Source organism: Nonomuraea muscovyensis, assembly GCF_014207745.1.
GTDB lineage: Bacteria > Actinomycetota > Actinomycetes > Streptosporangiales > Streptosporangiaceae > Nonomuraea > Nonomuraea muscovyensis.
Map to the genome: position 1 here is coordinate 876,949 of NZ_JACHJB010000004.1, position 22,795 is coordinate 899,743.

Here is a 22,795-nt window from a genome sequence, read left to right on the forward strand (position 1 = left end):
TCAAGTATGCCGACGGGCGCGGCGGGTGGAGGGCAGGTCGTGCCGCCCCGACAGGAACTCCTGGAAAGCGATCTTCGCGGCGATCACCGGCCGCCGCCAGCGCTCCTCCCGGTGGATGGCCGTGGCCATCTTGCGCGGCGAGCGCTTGGCGAAGAACCAGTGGGCCCACGGCGACCCCGGCCGCGCCAGCCGGATCGCGCCCACGACGAGCAGCACCGGCACGAACAGCCCGACCAGCCCCGTCCAGATCTTGCCCTTGAGCAGGGTGATCACCGCGAGCGCCAGGTTGGCCACGATGAGCGCGGCCGGGTTGACGAGCGTGCCGTAGTCCCAGGTGAGCGGGCGCAGGCCGATGAGCAGCAGGCCGGTGACGGCGACCGCGACGAACACGGCGTCGACCGAGGTGCGCCCCTCCTCCTCCCAATAGACGTCGTGCAGGTGCAGGATCAGCGCGAACTCGTCCAGCACCAGTGCCGAGCCGACCCCGAACACCGAGGCCGCGACGGCGTAGCCGACCTGCGAGGCGGAGGAGACGATTAATCCGGTGACGCCGCCGACGAGCATGAGCACCACGCCGAAGACGACGTGGTGGATGTGCATCTCGCCGACGTTCACGTTGCGGAACCAGCCGACCTTCGCCCTGATCAGGCGGACGTTGATGCGGGTGGCGATGAAGGCCACGATGAGCGCGACGAAGTAGCAGAACAGCGGTAGCCGCCCCGTCGCGATGATGCTCTGCTCGAACCAGTGGGCCATGTCTCAGCTCGATGCTACGACCAGGCCGGAGTGACGCGGCCTCCCGGCGGCCCCTGTTTCGCCGGCCCCTCGGTGGGCCATAATGACGGAAAGCGCTTTCCTAGCTTGGAGTGTGGCCCGCATGTTCCCCTTGCCGCCCGAGGATCGCTCGCTCAGCCCGTACACCGGCTGGACCCGTGCCCACTGGGAGGCCGTCGCCGACGGGCTGCTGGCGGCCGTCGAGCCGTACCGCTCCCCCGACGGGGCGGAGGTGGACCTGCCGGGCAGGGAGAGCTGGTCGCGCTGCGACGGCATGGAGGGGTACGCGCGCACATTCCTGCTCGCGGCCTTCCGCGTGGCCGGCGGCGGCGATCCCGGGCTGCTGGCCCCGTACGCGCGGGGCCTGGAGGCGGGGCCGCGCGTGTGGCAGCCGGTCGGGGACCGCACGCAGTCCATGGTGGAGGCCGCCTCGATCGCGCTGGGCCTCTGGCTGACCCGCCCGTACCTGTGGGACCGGCTGGAGGAGAAGGTCCAGGCGGAGGCGGCCGGCTACCTGGCCGCCACGCTGCGCCACGAGCCGGCCGACAGCAACTGGGTGATGTTCCCCGCCACTGTGGGCGGCTTCCTGAACGCCGTGGGGCTGCACACCGGGGAGGCCGGGGCGGCGGTGGAGCGCGGGCTGGCGCGCGTCGAGCCCTGGTACGCGGGCGACGGGTGGTACTCCGACGGCCCCGGCCGAGCCTTCGACCACTACAACGGCTGGGCCCTGCACCTCTACCCCGCGCTGCTGGCCCACCTGTCGGGCCGGGAGGCCGGCGTGCACGGCGAGCGGCTGCGGGAGTTCCTGGCAGGATACGCGCTGACGTTCGACGCCGACGGCGGCATGCTGTACCACGGCCGCTCTCTCACCTACCGGTTCGGCGCCGTGACGTCGCTGTTCGCCGGGGCGCTGCTGGACGCGACCCCGCTCGCGCCGGGGCGGACGCGGCGGATCGCCTCGGGCGTCCTGCGCCGCTTCCTCGACCGCGGGGCGCTGTCGCCGGACGGCCTGCTCACCCTCGGCTGGTACGGCCCGTACGAGCCCACGCTGCAGCCCTACTCCGGCTGGGCGTCGCCGTACTGGGCCTCGAAGGCGTTCCTCGGCCTGCTGCTGCCGCCGGACCACCCGGTGTGGACCGCGCCCGAGGAGCCGGGGCCGTCGGGGACCGCCGCCCTGCCCGGCCCCGGCTTCCTGGTGCAGAACTCGGGCGGCATCGCCCGGGTGCTCAACCACGGCAGCGAGAAGTACGCCGACGACCCCCTCTACGACCGCTACGCCTACTCCACGCGTACCGCCCCCACCACGCCGGGCGCCGTCCCGGACAACCACTTCGGCCTGGTGTCCGAGGACGGCACTCTCGCCGCGCGCGGCCCGCTCACCCCCGCGGGCGCGGGGACGCTCGGCGACACCGCCTGGGCGGCCTCCCGCAGCGCGGGCGTCGAGAGCGTGAGCGTGGTGCGCGGCCCCGTCGAGGTGCGGATCCATCGGGTCGCGCCGGGCTCGCGCGTCCGCCAGACGGGCTGGGCCCTCCACCACGCCACCGCCACACCCGCTCCCCCAGCCACACCCACCCTGCCCACCACACCCGCCGCGCCCACCGCAGCCGAGATCGCCACACCCGCCACAGGCGCCGGCGCCACACCTACCGTGCCCGCCACATCCGAGATGACCGCAGCCGCCGCAGCCGCGCCCGGCGGCGGCCCCGCCGTCGTCCTGCGTTCCCCGGACGGGCTGGGCACGCTGCTCGCGGGCCTGCACGGTTACGAGCGGGCGGAGGCTGTCGAGGCCCCGGACGGGACCGCCTTCGGTGCCCCGGCCCTGGTGCCCGCGCTGGACGGCGTCGCGGAGGACGGCTGGGCCGTCGCCGTGGCCGTCCTCGCGGGCGAGGACGAACCGGCCGTCCTGTCCGGCGCGGACTGTCCCGACGGGCGTCCCGACGGGCGTCTCAACGGGCGGGCCGACGAGCGGGCGGACGGGCGGGCCGACGGGCGGGCCGGCGCGGGCGTGCCCGGCACCGGCGCAGCGGGCCTGCCCACGGTGCGGGCGGACGGCGGGCAGGTGGTGGTGACCTGGCCGGGCGGCACGGCACACGCTTTCACCCCGGACGGCCCCGTCACCACCTGACCCACGCGGCCCCGTCACCACCTGACCCACGCGGCCCCGTCACCACCTGACCCGCACGGCCCCGTCACCACCTGCGGACAGCCGGCCGGGCCGCCAGCCGAGGTCGCTAGCCGAGGAAGGCGCGCAGGAGCGCGGCCGTGCCCTCCAGGTGCTCGGCCACGGCGCGGCGGGCCGCCTCCGGGTCGCCCGCCAGGATGGCCGCCACGATGGCCTGGTGCTGGCTGGCGGCGTGATCGAGGTTCACCTGCAGCATGGGGATGGCGTTCAGCAGGTCGCTGACCCGCAGCCGGGCGTCGGCGCAGGCCGAGGCCAGCAGCGAGGAGCCCGTCAGCTCGGCGATGGACAGGTGGAAGGCCGTGTCGAGGCGGCGGTAGTCCTCGACACGGGCCTCCTCCAGGTCCATCAGCCGGCCGCGCAACAGCGCCCGCTGCTCGGCGGTGAGCGTGGTGGCGGCCAGCGCCTGGGCCGCGCCGCACTCCACGGCCATCCGGAACGTCAGCGCGTCGTTGAGGTCGGCGGTGCCCATGTCGGTCACCACCTTGCGCAGCACGCCGGTGCCGGGCGCGGGCGGGGTGTAGGTGACGAACGCGCCGCCGTAGCGGCCCCGCCGTACGTCGAGGTAGCCCGCGTCCTGCAGGGCTCGGATGGCCTCGCGCAGGGTGACGCGGCTGATGCCGAGCCGGACGGCGAGCTCCCGCTCCGGCGGGAGCTTCTCGCCCGGCGCCACGGCGCCCAGCTTGATCACCTGCAGGAGGCGTTCGACGGTCTCCTCGAAGGCGTTGCCGGCCCGCACGGGGCGCAGCACCGTCAACGGGCCCAGGCCCGTCAGGGGGCGCCGGCCGTCGCCTCCTGGCGTGTCCGGCCGTGCCCCCCGCTCCTGCCGCGCTGGCTGCTCCACGTCATCCTCTGGGTCGGGTCACTGGTGCCGTCACTGGCCGACCCTAACCCGAACGCGCGTCAGGCCAACTCGGACTCGGCCCGCTCGATCGCCTCGAACTCCTCCTCCGGGGCGTTGGCGACCAGGCGGTGCCGGCTGTAGAACCAGAAGTACGCCAGGTGGGCGACGAAGATGCCCGCCACCCACAGCGCGGCGACGACGTCGACCAGGAAGACCGCGACGACCGCGGCCAGGGCCAGCACCAGCGCGATGCCGGTGGTGACGACGCCGCCCGGTGTCCGGTACGGCCGCTCCAGGTTCGGCTCGCGCCTGCGGAGCACGATGTGCGACAGCATCATCAGCACGTACGAGATCGTCGCCCCGAAGACCGCGATCTGGATCATGAGGTCGCCCGCCCGGGTGATCGCCGCGAGCAGGAAGCCGACCGTGCCGGGCACGATCAGCGCCAGGTACGGCGTGCGCCGCTTGCCGGTGACCGAGAGCCACCGGGGCAGGTAGCCGGCCCGCGACAAGGCGAAGAGCTGCCGCGAGTAGGCGTAGATGATCGAGAAGAAGCTGGCGACCAGGCCGGCCAGGCCGACGTAGTTGACGAAGTCGGCGAGGAAGTTGTCGCCCCCGTAGGCGATCCTGACGGCGTCGGGCAGCGGGCTGTCGCTGGTGGAGATGGCCTTGGAGCCACCGCCGCCGGGCACGAGCAGCAGCATCAACGCCGCCGTCACCAGCAGCACCATCATGCCGACGATGATGCCCCTGGGCATGTCGCGCCTGGGGTCGCGGGCCTCCTCGGCCGCCAGCGGCACGCCCTCGATGGCCAGGAAGAACCAGATGGCGTAGACGATCGCGGCCCAGACGCCGACGGCGCCGAACGGCAGGAACGTGCTGGCCCCGGGCGCGTCGGTGGGCGCGATGTCGAACAGCCGGGCCGCGTCGAACTTGGGGATCATCCCGACCGTGAACGCGACCAGCGCCACGAGCGCGATGCCGGTGATCACGAACATCACCTTGAGCGCCTCGCCGACGCCCCACAGGTGCAGGCCGACGAAGATGATGTAGGCCACCAGGTAGACCGGCCAGGCGTTGGTGAGCCCGAACAGGCCGAGCGCCTCGACGTAGCCCCCGATGAACACGGCGATCGCGGCGGGCGCCACGGCGTACTCGATGAGGATGGCCACCCCGGTGGCGAAGCCGCCGAGCGGGCCGAGGGCGCGGCGGGCGAAACCGTAGCCGGCTCCGGCGACCGGGATGCTGGACGACATCTCCGCCAGCCCCAGCACCATGCAGGTGTACATGATCGCCATCAGGACGGTGGCGATCAGCAGGCCGCCCCAGCCGCCCTGTTCCAGGCCGAAGTTCCAGCCCGCGAAGTCCCCCGAGATGACGTAGGCCACGCCGAGCCCCGCGAGCAGCACCCACCCCGCTGCGCCCTTCTGGAGCTTGCGCTTTTCCAGATAGTCGGCTGACACCTTCTCGTAGTCGACCCCATGGATGTGTCGTTTGCTGTGCACCACGGTTCTGCCACCTCCGGCGCGGGCCGGGCCGCTGCCCGTTCAATGGGCTACGGTCGGACCAATAGCTCTTTGCGGTGATGTTTCGCTTCTCCGGCCCGCCCGTCAAGCCCCAGACTGTGACGATCAGGTAAAAAGCACCCTTCGAGGCAGGGGATTGACAGCGGCCACCGCACAGTGTTTGCATGCCTTCAATGGTCTGTTTCCAGACTTTTCGCGGAAGGGACGCCCGTGAGCCTGACAGTCGAGGAACTGAGGTCCGACATCGAGGCCGGCCGGATCGACACGGTCCTGCTGGCGCTGTGCGACATGCAGGGCCGGCTGCAGGGCAAGCGGCTCTCAGCCCGCTTCTTCCTCGACGAGGTGCTCCACCACGGCTCCGAGGGCTGCAACTACCTGCTCGCCGTGGACGTCGACATGAACACCGTCGAGGGCTACGCCATGTCGTCGTGGGAGCGCGGCTACGGCGACTTCGTGATGAAGCCCGACCTGTCGACCCTGCGCAAAGTGCCCTGGCAGGAGGGCACCGCCATGCTCATGGCCGACCTGACCTGGGTGGACGGCGCAGAGGTCGCCGCCTCCCCGCGGCAGATCCTGCGCCGCCAGCTCGCCCGGCTGGCCGAGCGCGGCCTGGCCGCCTACGTCGGCACCGAGCTGGAGTTCGTCGTCTACGACGACAGCTACGAGGACGCCTGGAAGCGCGGCTACCGCGACCTGACCCCCGCCAACCTCTACAACGTCGACTACTCCCTGCTCGGCACGGCCCGCATCGAGCCGCTGCTGCGCCGCATCCGCCTCGAGATGGAGGGCGCCGGCCTGTACGTCGAGTCGGCCAAGGGCGAGTGCAACCTCGGCCAGCACGAGATCGCCTTCCGCTACGACGAGGCGCTGAAGACGTGCGACAACCACGTCGTCTACAAGAACGGCGCCAAGGAGATCGCCGCCCAGGAGGGCAAGTCGATCACCTTCATGGCCAAGCCCAACCAGCGGGAGGGCAACTCCTGCCACATCCACATCTCGCTGCGCGGCCTCGACGGCGAGCCCGTGATGGCCGGCGACGGGCCGCACGGGCTGTCGGAGCTGGGCGCCCGCTTCATCGCCGGACAGCTCGCCTGCATGCGCGAGCTGACCCTGCTGTACGCGCCCAACATCAACTCCTACAAGCGCTACGTCCCGGGCAGCTTCGCCCCCACCGCGGTCAAGTGGGGCGTGGACAACCGCACCTGCTCGCTTCGCCTGGTGGGCCACGGGGAGTCGCTGCGGATCGAGAACAGGGTGCCGGGCGGCGACGTCAACCCGTACCTGGCGGTGTCGGCGCTGGTGGCGGCGGGACTGCGCGGCATCGACGAGGAGCTGGCGCTGGAGGAGGCGTTCACCGGCAACGCCTACACCTCGGGCGCCGAGACCGTGCCGCACACGCTGCGTGACGCGCTGGAGCTGTTCGAGCGCTCGAAGCTGGCCCGCGCGACGTTCGGCGACGACGTGGTCGAGCACTACGCCAACAACGCCCGTGTCGAGCTGACGGCCTTCGACGCGGCGGTGACCGACTGGGAGCTGTTCCGCAGCTTCGAACGGATGTGACGGAAGGGCATGAAGATCATTAATCCGGCGACCGAAGAGGTCGTCGCCGACGTGGAGCTGGCCGACGCGGCCGAGGTCGACCGGGCCGTGGAGCGTGCCAGGAAGGCGTTCCCGGCCTGGCGCGAGGTGTCGCCCGGTGACCGGGCGCGGCTGCTGCGCAGGTTCGCCGACCTGGTCGGCGAGCACGGCGAGGAGCTGGCCCGGCTGGAGACGGCCAACGCCGGCCACCCGATCGGCAACGCCCGCTGGGAGGCGGGCAGCGTGCGCGACGTCCTCCACTTCTACGCCGGGGCGCCCGAGCGCAACCACGGCAAGCAGATCCCGGTGCCCGGGGGCGTGGACGTCACGTTCCAGGAGCCGCTGGGCGTGGTGGGCGTCATCGTGCCCTGGAACTTCCCGATGCTGATCGCGAGCTGGGGCCTCGCCCCGGCGCTCGCGGCGGGCAACACGGTCATCGTCAAGCCCGCCGAGTGGACCCCGCTGACCGCGCTGAGGCTGGCCGAGCTGGCCCTGGCGGCGGGCCTCCCCGAGGGGGTGCTCCAGGTCCTGCCCGGGGCAGGGGAGGTCGCGGGCGCCCGGCTGGTCGAGCACCCCGGCGTGGCCAAGATCGTGTTCACCGGGTCGACCGAGGTGGGCAAGGAGATCGCGGCCAAGGCCGCAGCCCAGGTCAAGCGCATCACGCTGGAGCTCGGCGGCAAGTCGGCGAACATCGTCTTCGCCGACTCCGACCTCGACAAGGCGGCGCGGACCGCCCCGTACGCGGTCTTCGACAACTCGGGACAAGACTGCTGCGCCCGCTCGCGGCTGCTCGTCCAGGCCGAGGTCTACGACGAGTTCCTCGACCGGCTCGGACAGGCCGTGCGCGGGGTCAAGGTCGGCGACCCGCTCGACGAGAACACCGAGATGGGGCCGCTGGTCAGCGCCGAGCATCTCGACCGGGTGCGGGGCTTCGTCGACGACGCCCCCTATCTGCAGGGCGCGTGCCCGTCCGGCAAGGGCTACTGGTTCCCGCCGACCGTGCTGACCTCCAAGGTCACCGACCGCGCCTTCACCGAGGAGATCTTCGGCCCGGTCGTGTCCGTGGTTCCGTTCGCGGACGAGGCGGAGGCCGTGCGGATCGCCAACGACACCCGCTACGGCCTGAGCGGCTCCATCTGGACGCGTGACGTCGGCCGGGCCCTGCGGGTGGCCAGGGCGGTCGAGGCCGGCGCCCTGTCGGTCAACTCGCACTCGTCGGTGCGCTACTGGACGCCGTTCGGCGGCTTCAAGGAGTCGGGACTCGGCCGCGAGCTCGGCCCCGACGCCCTGGCGGCGTTCACCGAGACCAAGAACGTCTTCATCTCATCGGAGTGACTCACATGCAGCGTTTGCAGGAGCGCGTCGCCGTCATCACCGGCGCGGGCAGCGGCATCGGGCTCGCCACGGCGCGCCGTTTCGCCGAGGAGGGCGCCCGGGTGGTGTGCGTCGACGTCGACGAGGAGGCCGGCACCAAGGCCGCCGCCGAGGTCGGCGGCCGCTACATCAAGGCCGACGTGACCAGCGAGGCCGACGTCGCCCGGATGTACCAGACGGCGTTCGACTCCTACGGCAGCGTCGACATCGCCTTCAACAACGCCGGCATCTCGCCGCCCGACGACGACTCCATCCTGGAGACCGGGATCGAGGCGTGGCGCCGCGTCCAGGAGGTGAACCTGACGAGCGTCTACCTGTGCTGCAAGCACGTCATCCCGTACATGCAGCGGCAGGGCAAGGGCTCGATCATCAACACGGCGTCGTTCGTGGCCGTCATGGGATCGGCCACCTCGCAGATCTCCTACACCGCGTCCAAGGGCGGCGTCCTCGCCATGTCGCGCGAGCTCGGCGTGCAGTTCGCGCGCGAGGGCATCCGGGTGAACGCCCTGTGCCCCGGCCCGGTCAACACGCCGCTGCTGCAGGAGCTGTTCGCCAAGGACCCGGAGCGCGCGCAGCGCCGCCTGGTGCACGTGCCGATGGGCCGCTTCGCCGAGGCCACGGAGATCGCCGCCGCGGTGGCGTTCCTGGCCAGCGACGACTCGTCGTTCATCACGGGGTCGGAGTTCCTGGTGGACGGCGGGATCTCCGGCGCGTACGTGACACCCCTGTGAGAGTCCTGGAGTCATCGTGAGTCGTCCCGTCATCGGCATCACCACCTACGTCGAGCCCGCCCGGTTCACCGTGTGGGACATGACCGTCGCGCTCCTGCCGTACACGTACGTGGAGCAGGTGGAGCGGGCGGGCGGCCAGCCGGTGCTGCTGCCGCCCGCCGGCCGGCCGGCCGAGTTGGTGGGGCGGCTCGACGGGCTCATCGTGGCCGGCGGGGGCGACATCGACCCCCGCCGGTACGGTGCCGAGCAGCACGAGAGCACCGGCTACCTCCGCCCGGCGCGCGACACGACCGAGTTCGACCTGCTGTCGGCCGCGCTCGACGCGGAGCTGCCCTACCTGGGCATCTGCCGGGGGCTCCAGGTGCTCAACGTGACTCTCGGCGGCAGCCTGCACCAGCATCTGCCCGAGGTGGTCCGCCACACCGAGCACGCCCCGGCCCCCGGCCGCTTCGGCCACCTGCCCGTCTGCGCCACGCCGGGCTCGCGGGTGGCCAAGGCGCTGGGCGCCGAGCCCGTGGAGGTGCCGCACTACCACCACCAGGCCGTCGACCGGCTCGCGCTGGGCCTGACCGTCACGGCCGTGGCCGACGACGGCACGATCGAGGCCGTGGAGCTGGAGTCGCGGCACTTCGCCGTGGGGGTCCAGTGGCATCCGGAGGCCGCCACCGACTGCGCGCTGTTCGAGGCGCTGGTCGCCGCCTGCTGACCGTCGCGGCCGCCCTGGTGGAAGCCGCCGCGCGACAACGACCCCGTCCCGGCACTAGGCTGGCGGCATCACCGGCGACACCGTGCGGGAGAGCGCCCTGGTAGCCATCCAGAGCCCCTGAAGGAGCAAGCCCTCCCCGCAAACCTCTCAAGGCAAAGGACCGCACGGCCGAGGTGACCTCTGGAAAGCAGGCCCGCGGGCCTCGCCGAAGGTGAAAGTCCGGCAAAACTCGGGCGAAGCTCTCAGGCATCCATGACAGAGGGGGAGGATGCTGGCATCCGACCCTGCCCAGAGGTGCGCTTCATGTCACGACCCACACCGCTGCGAGACGTCCACGAGAGTCTCGGCGCCACGCTGACCGACTTCGCCGGCTGGCTCATGCCGCTGCGCTACGGCAGCGAGTCGGCCGAGCACAACGCCGTGCGCAAGGCCGCCGGCCTGTTCGACCTCTCACACATGGGCGAGATCTTCGTGACCGGGCCGCAGGCGGCCGAGGCGCTCGACTACGCCCTGGTGGGTCACCTGTCGGCGGTGGCCGTCGGCCGCGCCCGCTACACCATGATCGTCAACGAGCGCGGCGGCGTGCTCGACGACCTCATCGTCTACCGGCTGGGCGAGGAGGAGTTCATGGTCGTGGCCAACGCCTCCAACTACGAGCTGGTGGCCCGTGAGCTGACCGGGCGCGCCGAGGCGTACGACGCGGTGGTGGACGACCGGTCCGAGCAGTACGCCCTGATCGCCGTGCAGGGGCCGCGCGCCCAGGAGATCCTCGCCACGCTCACCGACGCCGACCTGGCCGGGCTGAAGTACTACGCCGGCCTGCCCGGCCTCGTCGACGGGCGGCAGGCGCTCATCGCGCGCACCGGCTACACCGGCGAGGACGGGTTCGAGCTGTTCGTGGCCGCCGAGGACGCGGTGCCGCTCTGGCACGCCCTGACCGCGGCCGGCGAGTCCGCCGGGCTCATTCCCGCGGGACTGTCCAGCCGCGACACGCTCCGGCTGGAGGCGGGCATGCCGCTGTACGGCAACGAGCTGAACGCGGACCTGACCCCGTTCGACGCGGGGCTGGGCAGGGTGGTGAAATTCGACAAGCCCGGCGACTTCGTCGGCAGGGCGGCGCTCGAGGCGGTCAAGGACGTGCCGCCGCGGCGCCGGCTGGCCGGCCTGGTCGCGCGGGGTCGCCGGGTGCCCCGTCACGGGTACCCGGTCACCAAGGACGGTGCCGTCGTCGGCGAGGTCACCAGCGGGGCCCCTTCCCAGACCCTGGGCAAGCCCATCGCGATGGCCTATGTCGACGCCGGCGCCGGTGAAGGTCTGACCGTGGACATCCGGGGCAGCCACGAACCAGTGGACGTCGTCGAGCTGCCCTTCTACAGGAGGAACAAGTGAGCAACATCCCCGACGAGCTGAGCTACACCAAGGAACACGAGTGGGTGGCCGGGCTCGACGAGTCCGTCAACGTGACCGTGGGCATCACGGCGTACGCGGCCGAGGCCCTGGGCGACGTGGTCTACGTGCAGCTTCCCGAGGCCGGCACGACCGTCCAGGCCGGTGACTCGGTCGGCGAAGTGGAGTCCACCAAGTCGGTGAGCGAGATCTACGCCCCGCTCGGCGGCGAGGTCGTCGAGGTCAACCAGGCCGTCGTGGACGACCCCTCGCTGGTCAACAACGACCCCTACGGCGAGGGCTGGATGTTCCGCGTACGCGTGGAGGGCGACCCCGAGGACCTGCTCTCGGCCGAGGAGTACAAGGCACTCACTTCGGGCGAGTCCTGACCGAACCGCCGGGGCCCGGCCGGGCCCCGGCCCTCATGAAGGGCGCACATCAATGGCGATCAGCGTCTTCGACCTCTTCAAGATCGGGATCGGCCCGTCCAGTTCCCACACCGGCGGGCCGATGGCCGCCGCGCACAGGTTCGCGCGCGGCCTGCACGAGGACGGCCTGCTCGACCGGGTGGCCCGCGTCGAGGCCATCCTGTACGGCTCGCTCGGGCTGACCGGCAAGGGCCACGGCAGCGACAAGGCCGTCCTGCTGGGCCTGTCGGGCGACAAGCCCGAACTCGTGGACGTGGACGGCATCGACGCCCGGCTGGCCGAGATGCGCGCCTCCAGCACGCTCCGGCTGTTCGGCCACCAGGAGATCCCGTTCGTCGTCGGGGAGGACCTCGTCTTCGAGCGGAAGATCTCGCTGCCCGGCCACCCCAACGGCATGCGCTTCACCGCCCGCTCCGGCGACGGCACGGTGGTGCGGGAGAAGGTCTACTACTCCGTCGGAGGCGGCTTCGTGGTGGACGAGAACGCCACCGGGGCCGACCGCATCAAGCCCGACGACACCGTGCTGCCCCACCCGTTCACCACCGCCGAGGAACTACTCAAGCACTGCTCCAACACCGGGCTGTCCATCTCGGCGCTGATGCTGGAGAACGAGAAGGCGTTCGGCCGCACCGAGGCCGAGATCCGCGCCGGTATCCTCAACCTGTGGCGCGTCATGTCCGAGTGCGTCCAGCGGGGCATCGGCAAGGAGGGCGTCCTGCCCGGCGGCCTGAAGGTCAAGCGCCGGGCCAACCAGCTCCACCGCAGGCTCCAGAGCGAGACCGCCGGCACCGATCCGTTGCAGGCGATGGACTGGGTGTCGCTGTTCGCCCTGGCGGTCAACGAGGAGAACGCGGCCGGCGGGCGGATCGTCACCGCCCCGACGAACGGCGCGGCGGGCATCATCCCGGCCGTGCTCACCTACTACTCGCGGTTCGTGCCGCACGCCGACGACGAGGGCGTGATCCGCTTCATGCTGACGGCGGCGGCGATCGGGGTGCTGTTCAAGGAGAACGCCTCCATCTCCGGGGCCGAGGTCGGCTGCCAGGGCGAGGTCGGCTCGGCCTGCTCGATGGCCGCGGCCGGGCTGACCGAGGTGCTGGGCGGCACCCCGGAGCAGGTGGAGAACGCCGCGGAGATCGGCATCGAGCACAACCTGGGCCTGACCTGCGACCCGATCGGCGGCCTGGTGCAGATCCCGTGCATCGAGCGCAACGCGGTCGCCTCCATCAAGGCCATCACCGCCGCCCGCATCGCCCTGCGCGGCGACGGCCGCCACTTCGTCGCCCTGGACAAGGCCATCAAGACCATGCGCGACACCGGCCGCGACATGCTCGACAAGTACAAGGAGACCTCACGCGGCGGCCTCGCCGTCAACGTCATCGAGTGCTAGCGGACGCCTGCCGGGAGGACTGGCGGGAGGACTGCCGGCGGACGTGCAGGCGGACGATCGTGCCGACCTCGTCGTCGCAGACCTCCCGGCGGATGCGGCCCACGATGTCGCGGTCGAGCTTGCCCGCCATCGCGCCGACGTCGGCCGACGGCGGACAGGTGACGGCGACGCGCAGCCGGACACCGTCGCCCACCACGCGCACCCCGGCCCGGCTGAGCCCCTCGACGTCCTTGAGCCCGACGCACAGCATGGCCGTCCCCGTGCCCGACCGGAACCCCCGCCGGCCCCAGCCCAGGCAGATGAGCAGCCAGCGGAGTGTCACCAGGGCCAGCAGCACCATCCCGAGCGCCGCCGCCCACAGCGCCCACGGCTGGTCGGCGATGGCCTCGGCCGTGCGGTCGGGCAGCACCTTCGCCCGCGGCGGCAGCCCCGGCAGTTTGCCCTTGCCGCGCAGCCACATGTAGGCCGCGGCGAGGAGCAACAGCGCGCCCACGACGGCCAGGCCGATCCGGTTGCCCCCGTACTGCCGCATCACCGCTCCCTCCACCGTGACCGCTCGTCCCGCCGCGGCGACCGCCCGTCGGTCTCCCGCCGCATCACCGCGCCTTCCCGCATCACCGCGCCTTCCCGCATCGCCGCGCCTTCCCGCATCACCGCCCCTTCCTGCGCAGGCGCACCACGACCTCTCCCGCGGCGAGCGTGCCCACCCCGGCCAGGCGGTCGCCCACGGCGATACCGACCTGCCTGAGCATCGCGCCCGTGCTCTCCGCCCGGGTCACCACGGCGACCTCGATCGTGCGCCTGCGCAGCCGTACCCGGGCCCGGTCCACGCCCTCGACCTCCTCCGCGACGGCTCGCAGGGTGCGGCGCAGTCCCACCCGGGTGATCCCGATGACGATCTTCGGGTCGGACGTCTCGACCGGCACCAGCCTGCAGCGGCCCGGCAGGACGGCCAGCCCCAGCAGCGTCAGCCCCGCTCCCGCCACCCACAGCGCGGCGAACGGCAGCTCGCTCCACGTGTGCCGGCCCGCCAGTTCCAGGACGCGATCCACCGGCAGCCACCGCAGCGGGCTCCCCAGCAGCGCCGACACCACCTCGGCCGCGGTGCCCGCGAGCACGACGGTCAGGATGAACGCGACCACGGCCCCCGCGGGTGTGCGAGCAGGTCGCAGCGCCCGGGTGGACCGGCGGAGCGGGCTCTCGTCCGCGGCGACGCCGGCACCGGGGAGTATCTGCTGGAACGTGGTCATCACACCGATCAGAGGTACAGGGGCGAGGCGGCCGGGGGTCCCGCCCTCGCCGCCGGTTTGCAGGATCATTACGAGCCATCCGGACAACGTGAACTGCCCTCATGTTCATTTGCCGGATATGCGGATACGCTGCCGATATGGACGACCGCCCGCGCTACGACCGCGCCACAGCGGCTCTCGACCCGCCCTTCGCGATGCTCGACCTCGTCGCCCTGCGCGCCAACGCCGCGGATCTCGTCCGGCGGGCGGCGGGCAAGCCGATCCGGGTGGCGACCAAATCCATCCGCTCCCGGCCGGTGCTCGACCGGATCCTGGCCATGGACGGCTTCCGGGGCCTGATGGCGTTCACGCTGCCGGAGGCGCTCTGGCTGGTCGCCGAGGGGTTCACCGACGTACTGGTGGCGTATCCGACGGCGGACCGGCAGGCGATCACGGCCCTCGCCGGCGACCCCCGGGCGGCCCGGGAGATCACGCTGACCGTGGACTCCACCGAGCACCTCGACCACCTCGACCGCGTGCTGGCCCAGAGCCGGCCCCGCCAGGAGCTCCGCATCTGCCTGGACATCGATGCCGGATATGTGGCCCTCGGCGGGAAGTTCCGGGCAGGTGCGCTCCGCTCCCCCGTCCGCGAGCCCGAGCAGGCCGCCGAGATCGCCGCCGAGATCGCCAAGCGTCCCGGGTTCCGCCTGGTGGGGCTGCTCGCCTACGAGGCGCAGATCGCCGGCGTCGGCGACACGCCACCCGGCAACGCCCTCATCAGCCGGGCGATCCGGATCATGCAGGCCCGCTCGGCCCGCGACCTCATCCTGCGCCGCGGCCGCGTCGTGAACGCCGTCAGCGGGCTGTGCGACCTCGAGTTCGTCAACGGCGGCGGCACCGGCTCGGTCGAGCGCACCGTGCGCGAGAAGGCCGTCACCGAGGTGGCCGCCGGATCGGGGTTCTTCCATCCCCGCCTGTTCGACTTCTACAGCGGCTTCACCGGCCGGCCGGCCGCCCTGTTCGCCCTGCCGGTCGTCCGGCGGCCCGCCCCGGGCACGGTCACCGTGCTCGGCGGCGGCTACGTCGCCTCGGGCCCCGCCGACCCGATGCGCCTGCCGCAGCCGTACCTGCCCGCGGGCCTGCGCTACGCCCCCGACGAGGGCGCCGGCGAGGTGCAGACGCCTCTGCTCGGAGAGGCGGCCTACGACCTGCGGGTGGGCGACCGCGTGTGGTTCAGGCACGCCAAGGCCGGGGAGCTGTGCGAGCGGTTCGCCACGCTCCACCTGGTGGAGGGCGACACGCTCGTGGAGTCGGTGCCGACCTACCGCGGCGAGGGCAAGACCTTCCTCTGACCCGCCGCGACCGCCCGCCGGCCGTCCCCTGCGCCCGCCTCAGCGGCGGCGGCCGCGGCGGCGCAGGAGCGCGACGGCCGCGCCCACCACGAGCACGGCGCCCAGCCCGATCAGCACCGGCGCCAGGTTGGGCGGCTCCTCCTCCCAGAGCCGGTCGGCGTCGGCGCCGTCCCCGGCCCGAGGCAGCGACCGAGGCGCGACGCCCAGCGCGTCACCCACGGACGCCACGAAGTGTCCCGCCCGGGTCCGCACGTCGGCCACCGTGCGTTCGGCGACCCGCTTGGGGCTCACCCGGTCGGCGATGGCGTCGACCGTCTGCGCCAACTCGGCGCGCGTCCGCGCGATCCGCCGCTCCAGCTCGTCGGGATCGGTGTCAGCCATGGATCTCCTCTCGACCACGCTCATGGTCGTCCTCGTCCCCGAGATCGGGACGGGCACACCCGCTCTGGCCGTGATCAGTCTGTCAGGTCGGCACGCCGTACGGCACAGCAGGCGGGCCGGTAGGTTTTGCTGGAAGAACTCTGGAGGGCCCCATGACCGAAACCAAGCTCGCGCCCGGCGACGCCGCGCCCGAGTTCACGCTACCCGCCGCCGACGGAAAGACCGTCGCGCTCGACGACCTCCGCGGCAAGCGGGTGATCCTCTATTTCTACCCTGCCGCGATGACCCCGGGCTGCACCAAGCAGGCGTGCGACTTCCGCGACAACCTGAACCAGTTGACGGCGGAGGGTTTCGTCGTTCTCGGCGTGTCAAAGGACAAGACGGACAAGCTGCTTAAGTTCACCGAACGCGACGCCCTGACGTTCCCGCTCCTGTCGGACCCGGACCTCGATGTCCACAAGACCTACGGCGCGTACGGCACCAAGAAGCTCTACGGCAAGGAGGTCGTGGGCGTCATCCGCTCCACCTTCGTCATCGACGCCGACGGCAAGATCGAGCAGGCCCTCTACAACGTGAAGGCCACCGGCCACGTGGCCTCCCTGAAGAAGAAGCTCGGCCTCTCCTGACCCACCCGCGGGCCCCATTCGCACAAGGTCCACCGATCCGGAATCCCCCACACGGGGAAGGTGAATGAAGCACCGGAGAAATGTCAGTGGCATTTTCTACGATGGGGCCCATGGCGGCTTACCTCAAATACACGCCTGAAATCCTTGCCGAGGCCGCGGCCGGTGCACGTAGCGTGGCGGACATACTCCGCCATCTAGGCATTAAGTGGACAGGCGGCAGCCACGCTCACATCAGCCGGCGCCTGAAGCACTTCGGCATCGACACCTCCCACTTCGTGGGACAGGCTCACGGCAGGGGCAGACCCGCCGCCAACTCCCGGCCCTACCAGCAGATTCTGATCCAGCGTCCACCCGGCTCCATCCGCGAGAAGGCGCCCACGCTGCGCCGTGCATTGCGAGCGGCAGGGGTTCCCCACGCCTGCGCAGGCTGTAGTATTGACGGCACGTGGCAGGGAAAGCCGCTTACGCTCCATGTCGACCACATCAACGGTGACTGGCTCGACAATCGCCTGGAGAATCTGCGCTTCCTCTGCCCCAACTGCCATTCCCAGACCGAAAACTATGCCGGGAAGGGAAAGGCGAAAAGGGGTCGTAGCCCAATGGCAGAGGCGCAGTCTTTAGGTGGCTGTTAGTGTGGGTTCGAATCCCACCGACCCCACACACCCCATTTCCGCGTGACGACCTGCGGTCACGCCCACGGAGGCGAGGTCTCTCCCGACCAAGGAGAGCCGCAGCTGGTGAGGCTCAGAAAAGGCGTGGGCCGGGAGACTCAGGGGACGGGTCGCGCGGCGCTTCCTCTTCGCCGCGCGACCCGACGTCGCGATCATGATCCGCCATCACGATCTCCCTTTACTCGCCCCCCAGCGAGCGCTCCCAATGACAAGGATGCCCAAGGCACCGTAAAGGGCGCGTAAGAGCCGATCTCCCTCTGACGAGGTCACGTAAGACCTGGGTCGTACACCGACTTCCCCCTGAAGGCGGACAAAGCTCGGGCACCGGCTACGTATCGTGATGTTGTGTTCGGCAGGGTACATGAGTGGTCCAAGGGCCACGTCAAGCTGATGGACGCCCTGCGGGTGGCGCCGTTCGTCGGGCTCGTGGTGCTCACGGCCTGGCCGTACGCGGCGAACCCGGCGGCCGGGCCGCCGGGCATGCGGATCGGCCTGGCCGGCTACCTGGCGCTGTCGGCGGCCCTGCTGGCGCCGCTGCTGTGGCAGCGGCGGTGGCCGGTGGCCGCGTTCGCGGGCGTGGCGCTGGTGTGCTTCGGCCAGTGGCTGCTGGAGATCGACCTGGTGCCGGCCGATCTGGCGGTGCTGATGGCGCTCTGGTCCGTGGCGCGCACCCGCGCGTTCCCGTGGGCGCTCGCGGCGGGGCTGATCGCCGAGCTGGGAGTGTTCCTGGTCATCGTGCGCTGGGGCCAGGTGACGTTCAGCATGTTCTTCAGCGGCTCGATCTTCGTCGTGACGGTCTGGCTGACCGGCCTGTACGCCAGCACCCGCCGGCGCTACCTGGAGGGCCTGGAGGAGCGGGCCGAACGCGCCGAGCGCGAGCGCGACCAGCAGGCCAGGATGGCCGCCGCCGCCGAACGCACCCGGATCGCCAGGGAGCTGCACGACGTGGTCGCGCACAACGTCAGCGTGATCGTCGTCCAGGCCGACGGCGCGGGCTTCGCCATCGACCGCGACCCCGAGCAGGCCCGCCAGGCCGTCCGCGCCATCTCCAGGACCGGCCGGGAGGCGCTCGCCGAGATGCGCAGGCTGGTCGGCGTGCTGCGCGAGGGCGAGGCGGACGCCACCGACTACACCCCGCAGCCGGGCCTCGCGCAACTGGAGGAGCTCGTGCGCGGCGCGGGGGTGCCGGCCCGGCTGCGGGTGTCCGGCGCGGCGTGCGAGCTGCCGGAGGGGCAGCAGCTCGTCGTCTACCGGATCGTGCAGGAGGCGCTGACCAACGCGCTCAAGCACGGCGGGCCGGGCGTGCGCGCGCTGGTCGAGCTGGTGTACGGCGGGCCCGACCTGGTGGTGCGGGTCACCGACGACGGCCGCGGGGCCGCGGCGCCGCGCAGCCCCGACGGGCACGGGCTGATCGGGATGAGGGAGCGGGTGGCCATGTACGGCGGCGCCGTGTCGGCCGAGCCGCGGCCGGGCGGCGGGTTCGAGGTGCTGGCCCGGCTGCCGGTGCCCGTGACGAGGGCGGCGTAGTGGCGGGGACGTCCGGAAGCGGAGGCGCGTGGTGATCCGGGTGATGCTGGTCGACGACCAGGAGTTGCTGCGGGCGGGGTTCCGGATGGTGCTGGGGGCCCAGCCCGACATCGAGGTGGTGGCCGAGGCCGGCGACGGCGAGCAGGCGCTGGAGACCCTGCGCGGCACCGAGGTGGACGTGGTCCTCATGGACGTGCGCATGCCGCGCATGGACGGCGTCGAGGCGACGGTCCGGATCCGCGGGCCCAGGGTGCTCATCCTGACCACGTTCGACCTGGACGAGTACGCCTTCGCCGCGGTCAAGGCGGGCGCGTCCGGCTTCCTGCTGAAGGACGTGCCGCCGGCCGACCTGGTCAACGCCATCAGGACCGTGCACGCGGGCGACGCCGTCGTGGCGCCGCGGACGCTGCGGCGGATGCTCGACAGGTTCGCCGCGCACCTGCCCGCCGAGAACCTGCCGGACGCGGCGGAGTTGACGCCGCGCGAGCGCGAGGTGCTGCTGATGGTGGCGCGCGGGCTGTCCAACCTGGAGATCGCAGCCGGGCTGGAGGTCGCGGAGGGCACGGTGAAGACGCATCTGGGCCGGGTGCTGGCCAAACTGGGGCTGCGGGACCGGGCTCAGGTCGTGGCGTACGCGTACGAGGCGGGGCTGATCGTGCCGTTCCATCGGCCGAACGGCTGACCCCGGGTCATCTGGCGTCCTACCCGAAGTCCCTCCTCAGGGCCCAGGGATCGGGCGAAAGCCGCCCCTAGCGTGGTTCGCGTTCCACAAGCACCCAAGGAGTGAACGTGACCCTCACCGAGACGCGGCGCCATGCCCCTCCGGCCGTGGCGGCCAAGGGCCTGACCAAGGTGTACGGCCAGGGCGATGCCCGGGTCCACGCCCTGCGCGGAGTGGACGTGGCCTTCGCCACCGGCGCCTTCACCGCGATCATGGGTCCGTCGGGCTCGGGCAAGTCCACGCTGATGCACTGCCTGGCGGGGCTGGACACCGCGACGTCCGGCACCGTGCACATCGGCGACGTCGAGCTGACCGGGCTGGCCGACAAACAGCTGACGCTGCTGCGCCGCGACCGGATCGGCTTCATCTTCCAGGCGTTCAACCTGCTGCCGACGCTCACCGCCGAGCAGAACATCCGCCTGCCGCTGGAGATCGCGGCCCGCCAGGCGGACCAGGTGCTGTTCGACCGGGTCATCGAGACGGTCGGCCTGAAGGACCGGCTCGGACACCGGCCCACCGAGCTGTCCGGTGGCCAGCAGCAGCGCGTGGCCGTGGCCAGGGCGCTCATCAGCAAGCCACAGGTGATCTTCGCGGACGAGCCGACGGGCAACCTCGACTCGCGCAGCGGCGCGGAGGTTCTGTCGTTCCTGCGCACGTCCGTGCGCGAACTCGGGCAGACGATCGTCATGGTGACGCACGACCCGATGGCGGCCGCGTACGCCGATCGGGTGGTGTTCCTGCACGACGGCGAGCTGGTGTCCGAGCTCGCCGCGCCCACCCCGCAGGGAGTGCTCGACACGCTGATGCGGCTGGAGGGCTGAGGTGCTGAAGACGGCTCTCGCGGGTCTGCGCGCGCACACGCTGCGGCTGCTGCTGACCTCGCTCGCGATCACGCTCGGGGTGGGCTTCATCGCGGGCACGTTCGTGCTGACCGACACCATGAAGGCGGGGTTCGGGCAGCGGGTCACGGCCGAGGCCGACAAGGTCGCCGTGGCCGTGCTGCCGAAGCCGGGCCGGCCCGGCGCCGAGCCGGCCACGCTCCCGGCGAGCCTGCTGCAACGGCTGCGCGCGCTGCCCGGCGTGACCGACGCGCAGGGCCTGACACACGGGCAGGCGCCGCTGCTGGGCAAGGACGGCAAGGCGGCCGGTGACGTGCCGACCTCGGGCGTCTCCGTCGTCCCCGGCGCGCTGAACCGCACCACGATCGTCGCCGGCACCGGCCCCGGCTCCGACGACGCGGCCGCCGTGCTCGACGAGAACACCGCCAAGGCCCAGGGGTTCCAGGTCGGCGACACCATCACCGTGCTCGACCCCGAGGGCGGCAGGCACCCGTTCAAGCTCGTCGGCCTGTTCGACCCCGGCGTGGACCAGAAGCTGGCCTACACCGGCGCCGTCGGGTTCACCCCGGCGACGGCTCAGCGGATGACCGGCACGAAGGGCTTCCACGAGATCGACCTGGCCGGCGCGGACCCGGCCCGGCTCAAGCAGGCCGTGGCGGCCGCCGTGGGCAAGGGGGCCGAGGTGCGGACCGGCACCGAGCTGGCCGCCCTGCTGGCCGCCCAGGCCGGGGTCGAGATCGAGGCGCTGAGCCTCGGGCTGCTGATGTTCGGCCTGGTGGCCATGATGGTGGCCACGCTGGTGATCTACAACACGTTCAACATCCTCGTCGCGCAGCGTACGAAGGAGCTGGCGCTGCTGCGCTGCGTCGGCGCGACCCGCGGGCAGGTGTTCGGTTCGATCCTCATCGAGTCGGCGGTGGTCGGGCTGCTGTCGTCCGCGCTGGGCCTGCTCACCGGTTACGGCCTCGGTGTCGTCACCATGCTGGTCCTGGAGGCGTTCGACGCGCCGCTGCCGACCGGTGCCGGGGTGACGCTGTCGCCGGCGACGATCGTCATCGGGCTGGTGCTCGGCCTGGTGGTGACCGTGGGCGCGGCCCTGCTCCCGGCGCGGACCGCCACGCGGGTCGCCCCCGTCGCGGCGCTGCGCACGCAGGCGGAGGAGCAGACGTTCCGCACCGGCGCGCCGCGGGTGCTGTTCGCCGGGTTCTTCCTGCTGGCGGGTCTGGGCACGACCGGTGTGGGCGCGCTGGTGCTCGAACCCGGGCACCAGGTGTCGCTCTTCGTCGTCATGGGCGGCGGCGCGCTGACCTTCCTGGGCGTGCTGATCCTCGGCCCGGTGCTGGTCAGACCGCTCAGCGCGCTGGTCGGGTGGGTGCCGCGCAGGCTGTTCGGGGTGCCCGGACGGCTCGCCGTGGACAACGCCGGCCGCAACCCCAACCGGGCGGCCACCACGACGGTGGCGCTGACCATCGGCGTGACGCTGATGACGCTCATCTCGGTGGTCACCGCCTCGACCCGGGTGACGCTGGACGCGAAGCTCGACGAGCAGTTCCCCATCGACTACCTGCTGGCCGACCAGACCCGTGAGGCCGTCGTGCCCCGGACGGTCGGCGAGTCGCTGCGGCAGCGGCCGGAGCTGCGCCAGATCGTCCAGATCCGCGGGACGACGGCCACGACAGGCTCCCGGCGGGTGGAGGTGGGCGCCTTCGAGGGGCCCTTCGAGCCCGAGGTGACGGCGGGCTCGCTGCGGGGCCTCCGACCCGGCGAGGTCGCGGTGCGCGCCTCCACGGCCGAGGAACTCGGCTGGCGGGTGGGCGGCACCGTCCCGGTGAAGACCAAGCGGGCCGGCACGGTGTCGCTGGCCGTGGTGGCGCTGGTGGGCGACGACTCGCCGCTGCCGTCGCTCACCGTGGCCCCGGCGCAGTTCGACCGCTACTTCGGGGCGCTGCCCGACTCCAGCGTGCTGGTCAACGTCAGGGACGGCGTCGCCCCCGAGCAGGCGCGCAAGCTGGTGGACGCGGCCGTCGCGGCCCACCCGACGGTCAAGGTGTCGAGCTCGACCGTGGTGCGGGGCGAGTTCGACGAGGCCCTGGACATGTTGTTGATGATCGTCACCGGGCTGCTGGGGCTCGCCGTCCTCATCTCGCTGCTCGGCATCGCCAACACGCTGTCGCTGTCGGTGCACGAGCGGACCCGGGAGTCGGCGCTGCTGCGGGCGCTCGGGCTGACCCGGCCGCAACTGCGCCGGACGCTGTCGGTGGAGGCGCTGGTGCTGGGGCTGATCGGCGCGCTGATCGGCGCGGTGCTCGGCCTGGTGTTCGGCTGGGCGGCGGTGCGCGCCATGATCGACGGGGCTCGCTACGCGGTGCCCGGCGGGCAGATCGCCCTGCTGGTGGCGATGTCGGGGCTGGCGGGTGTGCTCGCCGCGGTGCTGCCGGCGCGCCGCGCGGCGCGGGCGTCCATCGTCGGCTCGCTCGCCACCGGGTGACGCACCCAGGTGCGGGCCGGTCCGCGCGCCCGGACGCCGCCGGGT

The 22,795-nt window shown here is 72.1% G+C and carries 21 protein-coding genes, 1 tRNA gene and 2 riboswitches; of the genes, 16 read left to right on the top strand and 6 right to left on the bottom strand.

From position 1 onward, the window contains the following. Entirely contained in the window at nucleotides 1–756 is a 756-nt protein-coding gene (locus FHU36_RS41835) for a hypothetical protein (protein ID WP_185089614.1), read from the bottom strand. 121 nt (nucleotides 757–877) lie between these two features. Here FHU36_RS41835 and FHU36_RS41840 point away from each other — a divergent pair, with 121 nt between their 5' ends. Then, nucleotides 878–2,899 (top strand): DUF2264 domain-containing protein, encoded by a 2,022-nt coding sequence (locus tag FHU36_RS41840; protein ID WP_221497318.1) that lies wholly within the window; start codon nucleotides 878–880, stop codon nucleotides 2,897–2,899. 106 nt (nucleotides 2,900–3,005) lie between these two features. Here FHU36_RS41840 and FHU36_RS41845 read toward each other — a convergent pair whose 3' ends face one another. Both FHU36_RS41845 and eat read right to left on the bottom strand, forming a co-directional pair. Beyond that, complete coding sequence (locus FHU36_RS41845; RefSeq protein WP_185089765.1) at nucleotides 3,006–3,710, bottom strand: FadR/GntR family transcriptional regulator; 705 nt, start codon at nucleotides 3,708–3,710, stop codon at nucleotides 3,006–3,008. 146 nt (nucleotides 3,711–3,856) lie between these two features. Further along, nucleotides 3,857–5,302 carry an ethanolamine permease gene (gene eat, locus FHU36_RS41850; RefSeq protein ID WP_185089615.1) on the bottom strand — a complete coding sequence of 482 codons (1,446 nt, stop codon included), beginning with the start codon at nucleotides 5,300–5,302 and terminating at the stop codon, nucleotides 3,857–3,859. Nucleotides 5,303–5,539: 237 nt separating this feature from the next. Between eat and FHU36_RS41855 the strand changes: the two genes are divergently transcribed. The 7 genes from FHU36_RS41855 (at nucleotide 5,540) to FHU36_RS41885 (ending at nucleotide 12,916) form a co-directional block, all read left to right on the top strand. Further along, a complete protein-coding gene (locus FHU36_RS41855) occupies nucleotides 5,540–6,883 on the top strand; it encodes a glutamine synthetase family protein (RefSeq protein WP_185089766.1) in 1,344 nt (447 codons plus the stop codon). A gap of 9 nt (nucleotides 6,884–6,892) precedes the next feature. Next, on the top strand, nucleotides 6,893–8,236 hold the full coding sequence (locus tag FHU36_RS41860; RefSeq protein WP_185089616.1) for an aldehyde dehydrogenase family protein: 1,344 nt from the start codon (nucleotides 6,893–6,895) through the stop codon (nucleotides 8,234–8,236). Nucleotides 8,237–8,241: 5 nt separating this feature from the next. Next, the gene (locus FHU36_RS41865) at nucleotides 8,242–9,006 is read left to right on the top strand and encodes a 3-oxoacyl-ACP reductase (RefSeq protein ID WP_185089617.1); all 765 of its coding nucleotides are present in this window, start codon (nucleotides 8,242–8,244) and stop codon (nucleotides 9,004–9,006) included. Nucleotides 9,007–9,022: 16 nt separating this feature from the next. Further along, entirely contained in the window at nucleotides 9,023–9,712 is a 690-nt protein-coding gene (locus tag FHU36_RS41870) for a gamma-glutamyl-gamma-aminobutyrate hydrolase family protein (RefSeq protein WP_185089618.1), read from the top strand. Nucleotides 9,713–9,787: 75 nt separating this feature from the next. Continuing rightward, nucleotides 9,788–9,885, top strand: a riboswitch (glycine riboswitch). Next, a riboswitch (glycine riboswitch) is annotated at nucleotides 9,886–9,981 on the top strand. It abuts the riboswitch before it with no gap. A 34-nt stretch (nucleotides 9,982–10,015) separates the two neighbouring features. Further along, complete coding sequence (gcvT, locus tag FHU36_RS41875) at nucleotides 10,016–11,101, top strand: glycine cleavage system aminomethyltransferase GcvT (protein WP_185089619.1); 1,086 nt, start codon at nucleotides 10,016–10,018, stop codon at nucleotides 11,099–11,101. Further along, nucleotides 11,098–11,487, top strand: coding sequence for a glycine cleavage system protein GcvH (gcvH, locus tag FHU36_RS41880; protein ID WP_185089620.1), 390 nt, complete (start codon nucleotides 11,098–11,100; stop codon nucleotides 11,485–11,487). The genes gcvT and gcvH overlap by 4 nt, the downstream gene beginning before the upstream one ends. Nucleotides 11,488–11,539: 52 nt before the next feature. Further along, nucleotides 11,540–12,916: an L-serine ammonia-lyase gene (locus FHU36_RS41885; RefSeq protein ID WP_185089621.1), complete on the top strand. Its 1,377-nt coding sequence runs from the start codon at nucleotides 11,540–11,542 to the stop codon at nucleotides 12,914–12,916. On the opposite strand, the gene FHU36_RS41890 is transcribed toward FHU36_RS41885, so the two are convergent. Both FHU36_RS41890 and FHU36_RS41895 read right to left on the bottom strand, forming a co-directional pair. Then, the gene (locus tag FHU36_RS41890; protein WP_185089622.1) at nucleotides 12,903–13,448 is read right to left on the bottom strand and encodes a hypothetical protein; all 546 of its coding nucleotides are present in this window, start codon (nucleotides 13,446–13,448) and stop codon (nucleotides 12,903–12,905) included. The genes FHU36_RS41885 and FHU36_RS41890 overlap by 14 nt on opposite strands. A gap of 118 nt (nucleotides 13,449–13,566) precedes the next feature. Continuing rightward, nucleotides 13,567–14,166, bottom strand: coding sequence for a DUF6286 domain-containing protein (locus tag FHU36_RS41895; RefSeq protein ID WP_185089623.1), 600 nt, complete (start codon nucleotides 14,164–14,166; stop codon nucleotides 13,567–13,569). A 137-nt stretch (nucleotides 14,167–14,303) separates the two neighbouring features. On the opposite strand from FHU36_RS41895, the gene FHU36_RS41900 reads away from it, so the two are divergent. Beyond that, complete coding sequence (locus FHU36_RS41900; protein WP_185089624.1) at nucleotides 14,304–15,497, top strand: amino acid deaminase/aldolase; 1,194 nt, start codon at nucleotides 14,304–14,306, stop codon at nucleotides 15,495–15,497. A gap of 39 nt (nucleotides 15,498–15,536) precedes the next feature. Here FHU36_RS41900 and FHU36_RS41905 read toward each other — a convergent pair whose 3' ends face one another. After that, a complete protein-coding gene (locus tag FHU36_RS41905) occupies nucleotides 15,537–15,878 on the bottom strand; it encodes a DUF3618 domain-containing protein (RefSeq protein ID WP_185089625.1) in 342 nt (113 codons plus the stop codon). A 152-nt stretch (nucleotides 15,879–16,030) separates the two neighbouring features. On the opposite strand from FHU36_RS41905, the gene bcp reads away from it, so the two are divergent. The 7 genes from bcp (at nucleotide 16,031) to FHU36_RS41940 (ending at nucleotide 22,750) form a co-directional block, all read left to right on the top strand. Further along, on the top strand, nucleotides 16,031–16,504 hold the full coding sequence (bcp, locus tag FHU36_RS41910; protein ID WP_185089626.1) for a thioredoxin-dependent thiol peroxidase: 474 nt from the start codon (nucleotides 16,031–16,033) through the stop codon (nucleotides 16,502–16,504). A 110-nt stretch (nucleotides 16,505–16,614) separates the two neighbouring features. Further along, entirely contained in the window at nucleotides 16,615–17,136 is a 522-nt protein-coding gene (locus tag FHU36_RS47015) for an HNH endonuclease (protein WP_185089767.1), read from the top strand. After that, a tRNA-Leu gene (locus FHU36_RS41920) sits at nucleotides 17,090–17,162 on the top strand. The genes FHU36_RS47015 and FHU36_RS41920 overlap by 47 nt, the downstream gene beginning before the upstream one ends. A gap of 358 nt (nucleotides 17,163–17,520) precedes the next feature. Beyond that, nucleotides 17,521–18,702, top strand: a complete 1,182-nt coding sequence (locus FHU36_RS41925; protein ID WP_312892207.1) for a sensor histidine kinase — start codon at nucleotides 17,521–17,523, stop codon at nucleotides 18,700–18,702. Nucleotides 18,703–18,733: 31 nt separating this feature from the next. Next, nucleotides 18,734–19,384 (top strand): response regulator, encoded by a 651-nt coding sequence (locus tag FHU36_RS41930; protein WP_312892208.1) that lies wholly within the window; start codon nucleotides 18,734–18,736, stop codon nucleotides 19,382–19,384. A 107-nt stretch (nucleotides 19,385–19,491) separates the two neighbouring features. Then, nucleotides 19,492–20,244 carry an ABC transporter ATP-binding protein gene (locus FHU36_RS41935; RefSeq protein WP_312892209.1) on the top strand — a complete coding sequence of 251 codons (753 nt, stop codon included), beginning with the start codon at nucleotides 19,492–19,494 and terminating at the stop codon, nucleotides 20,242–20,244. 1 nt (nucleotide 20,245) lies between these two features. Beyond that, entirely contained in the window at nucleotides 20,246–22,750 is a 2,505-nt protein-coding gene (locus tag FHU36_RS41940) for an ABC transporter permease (RefSeq protein WP_185089629.1), read from the top strand. Nucleotides 22,751–22,795: the final 45 nt, after the last annotated feature.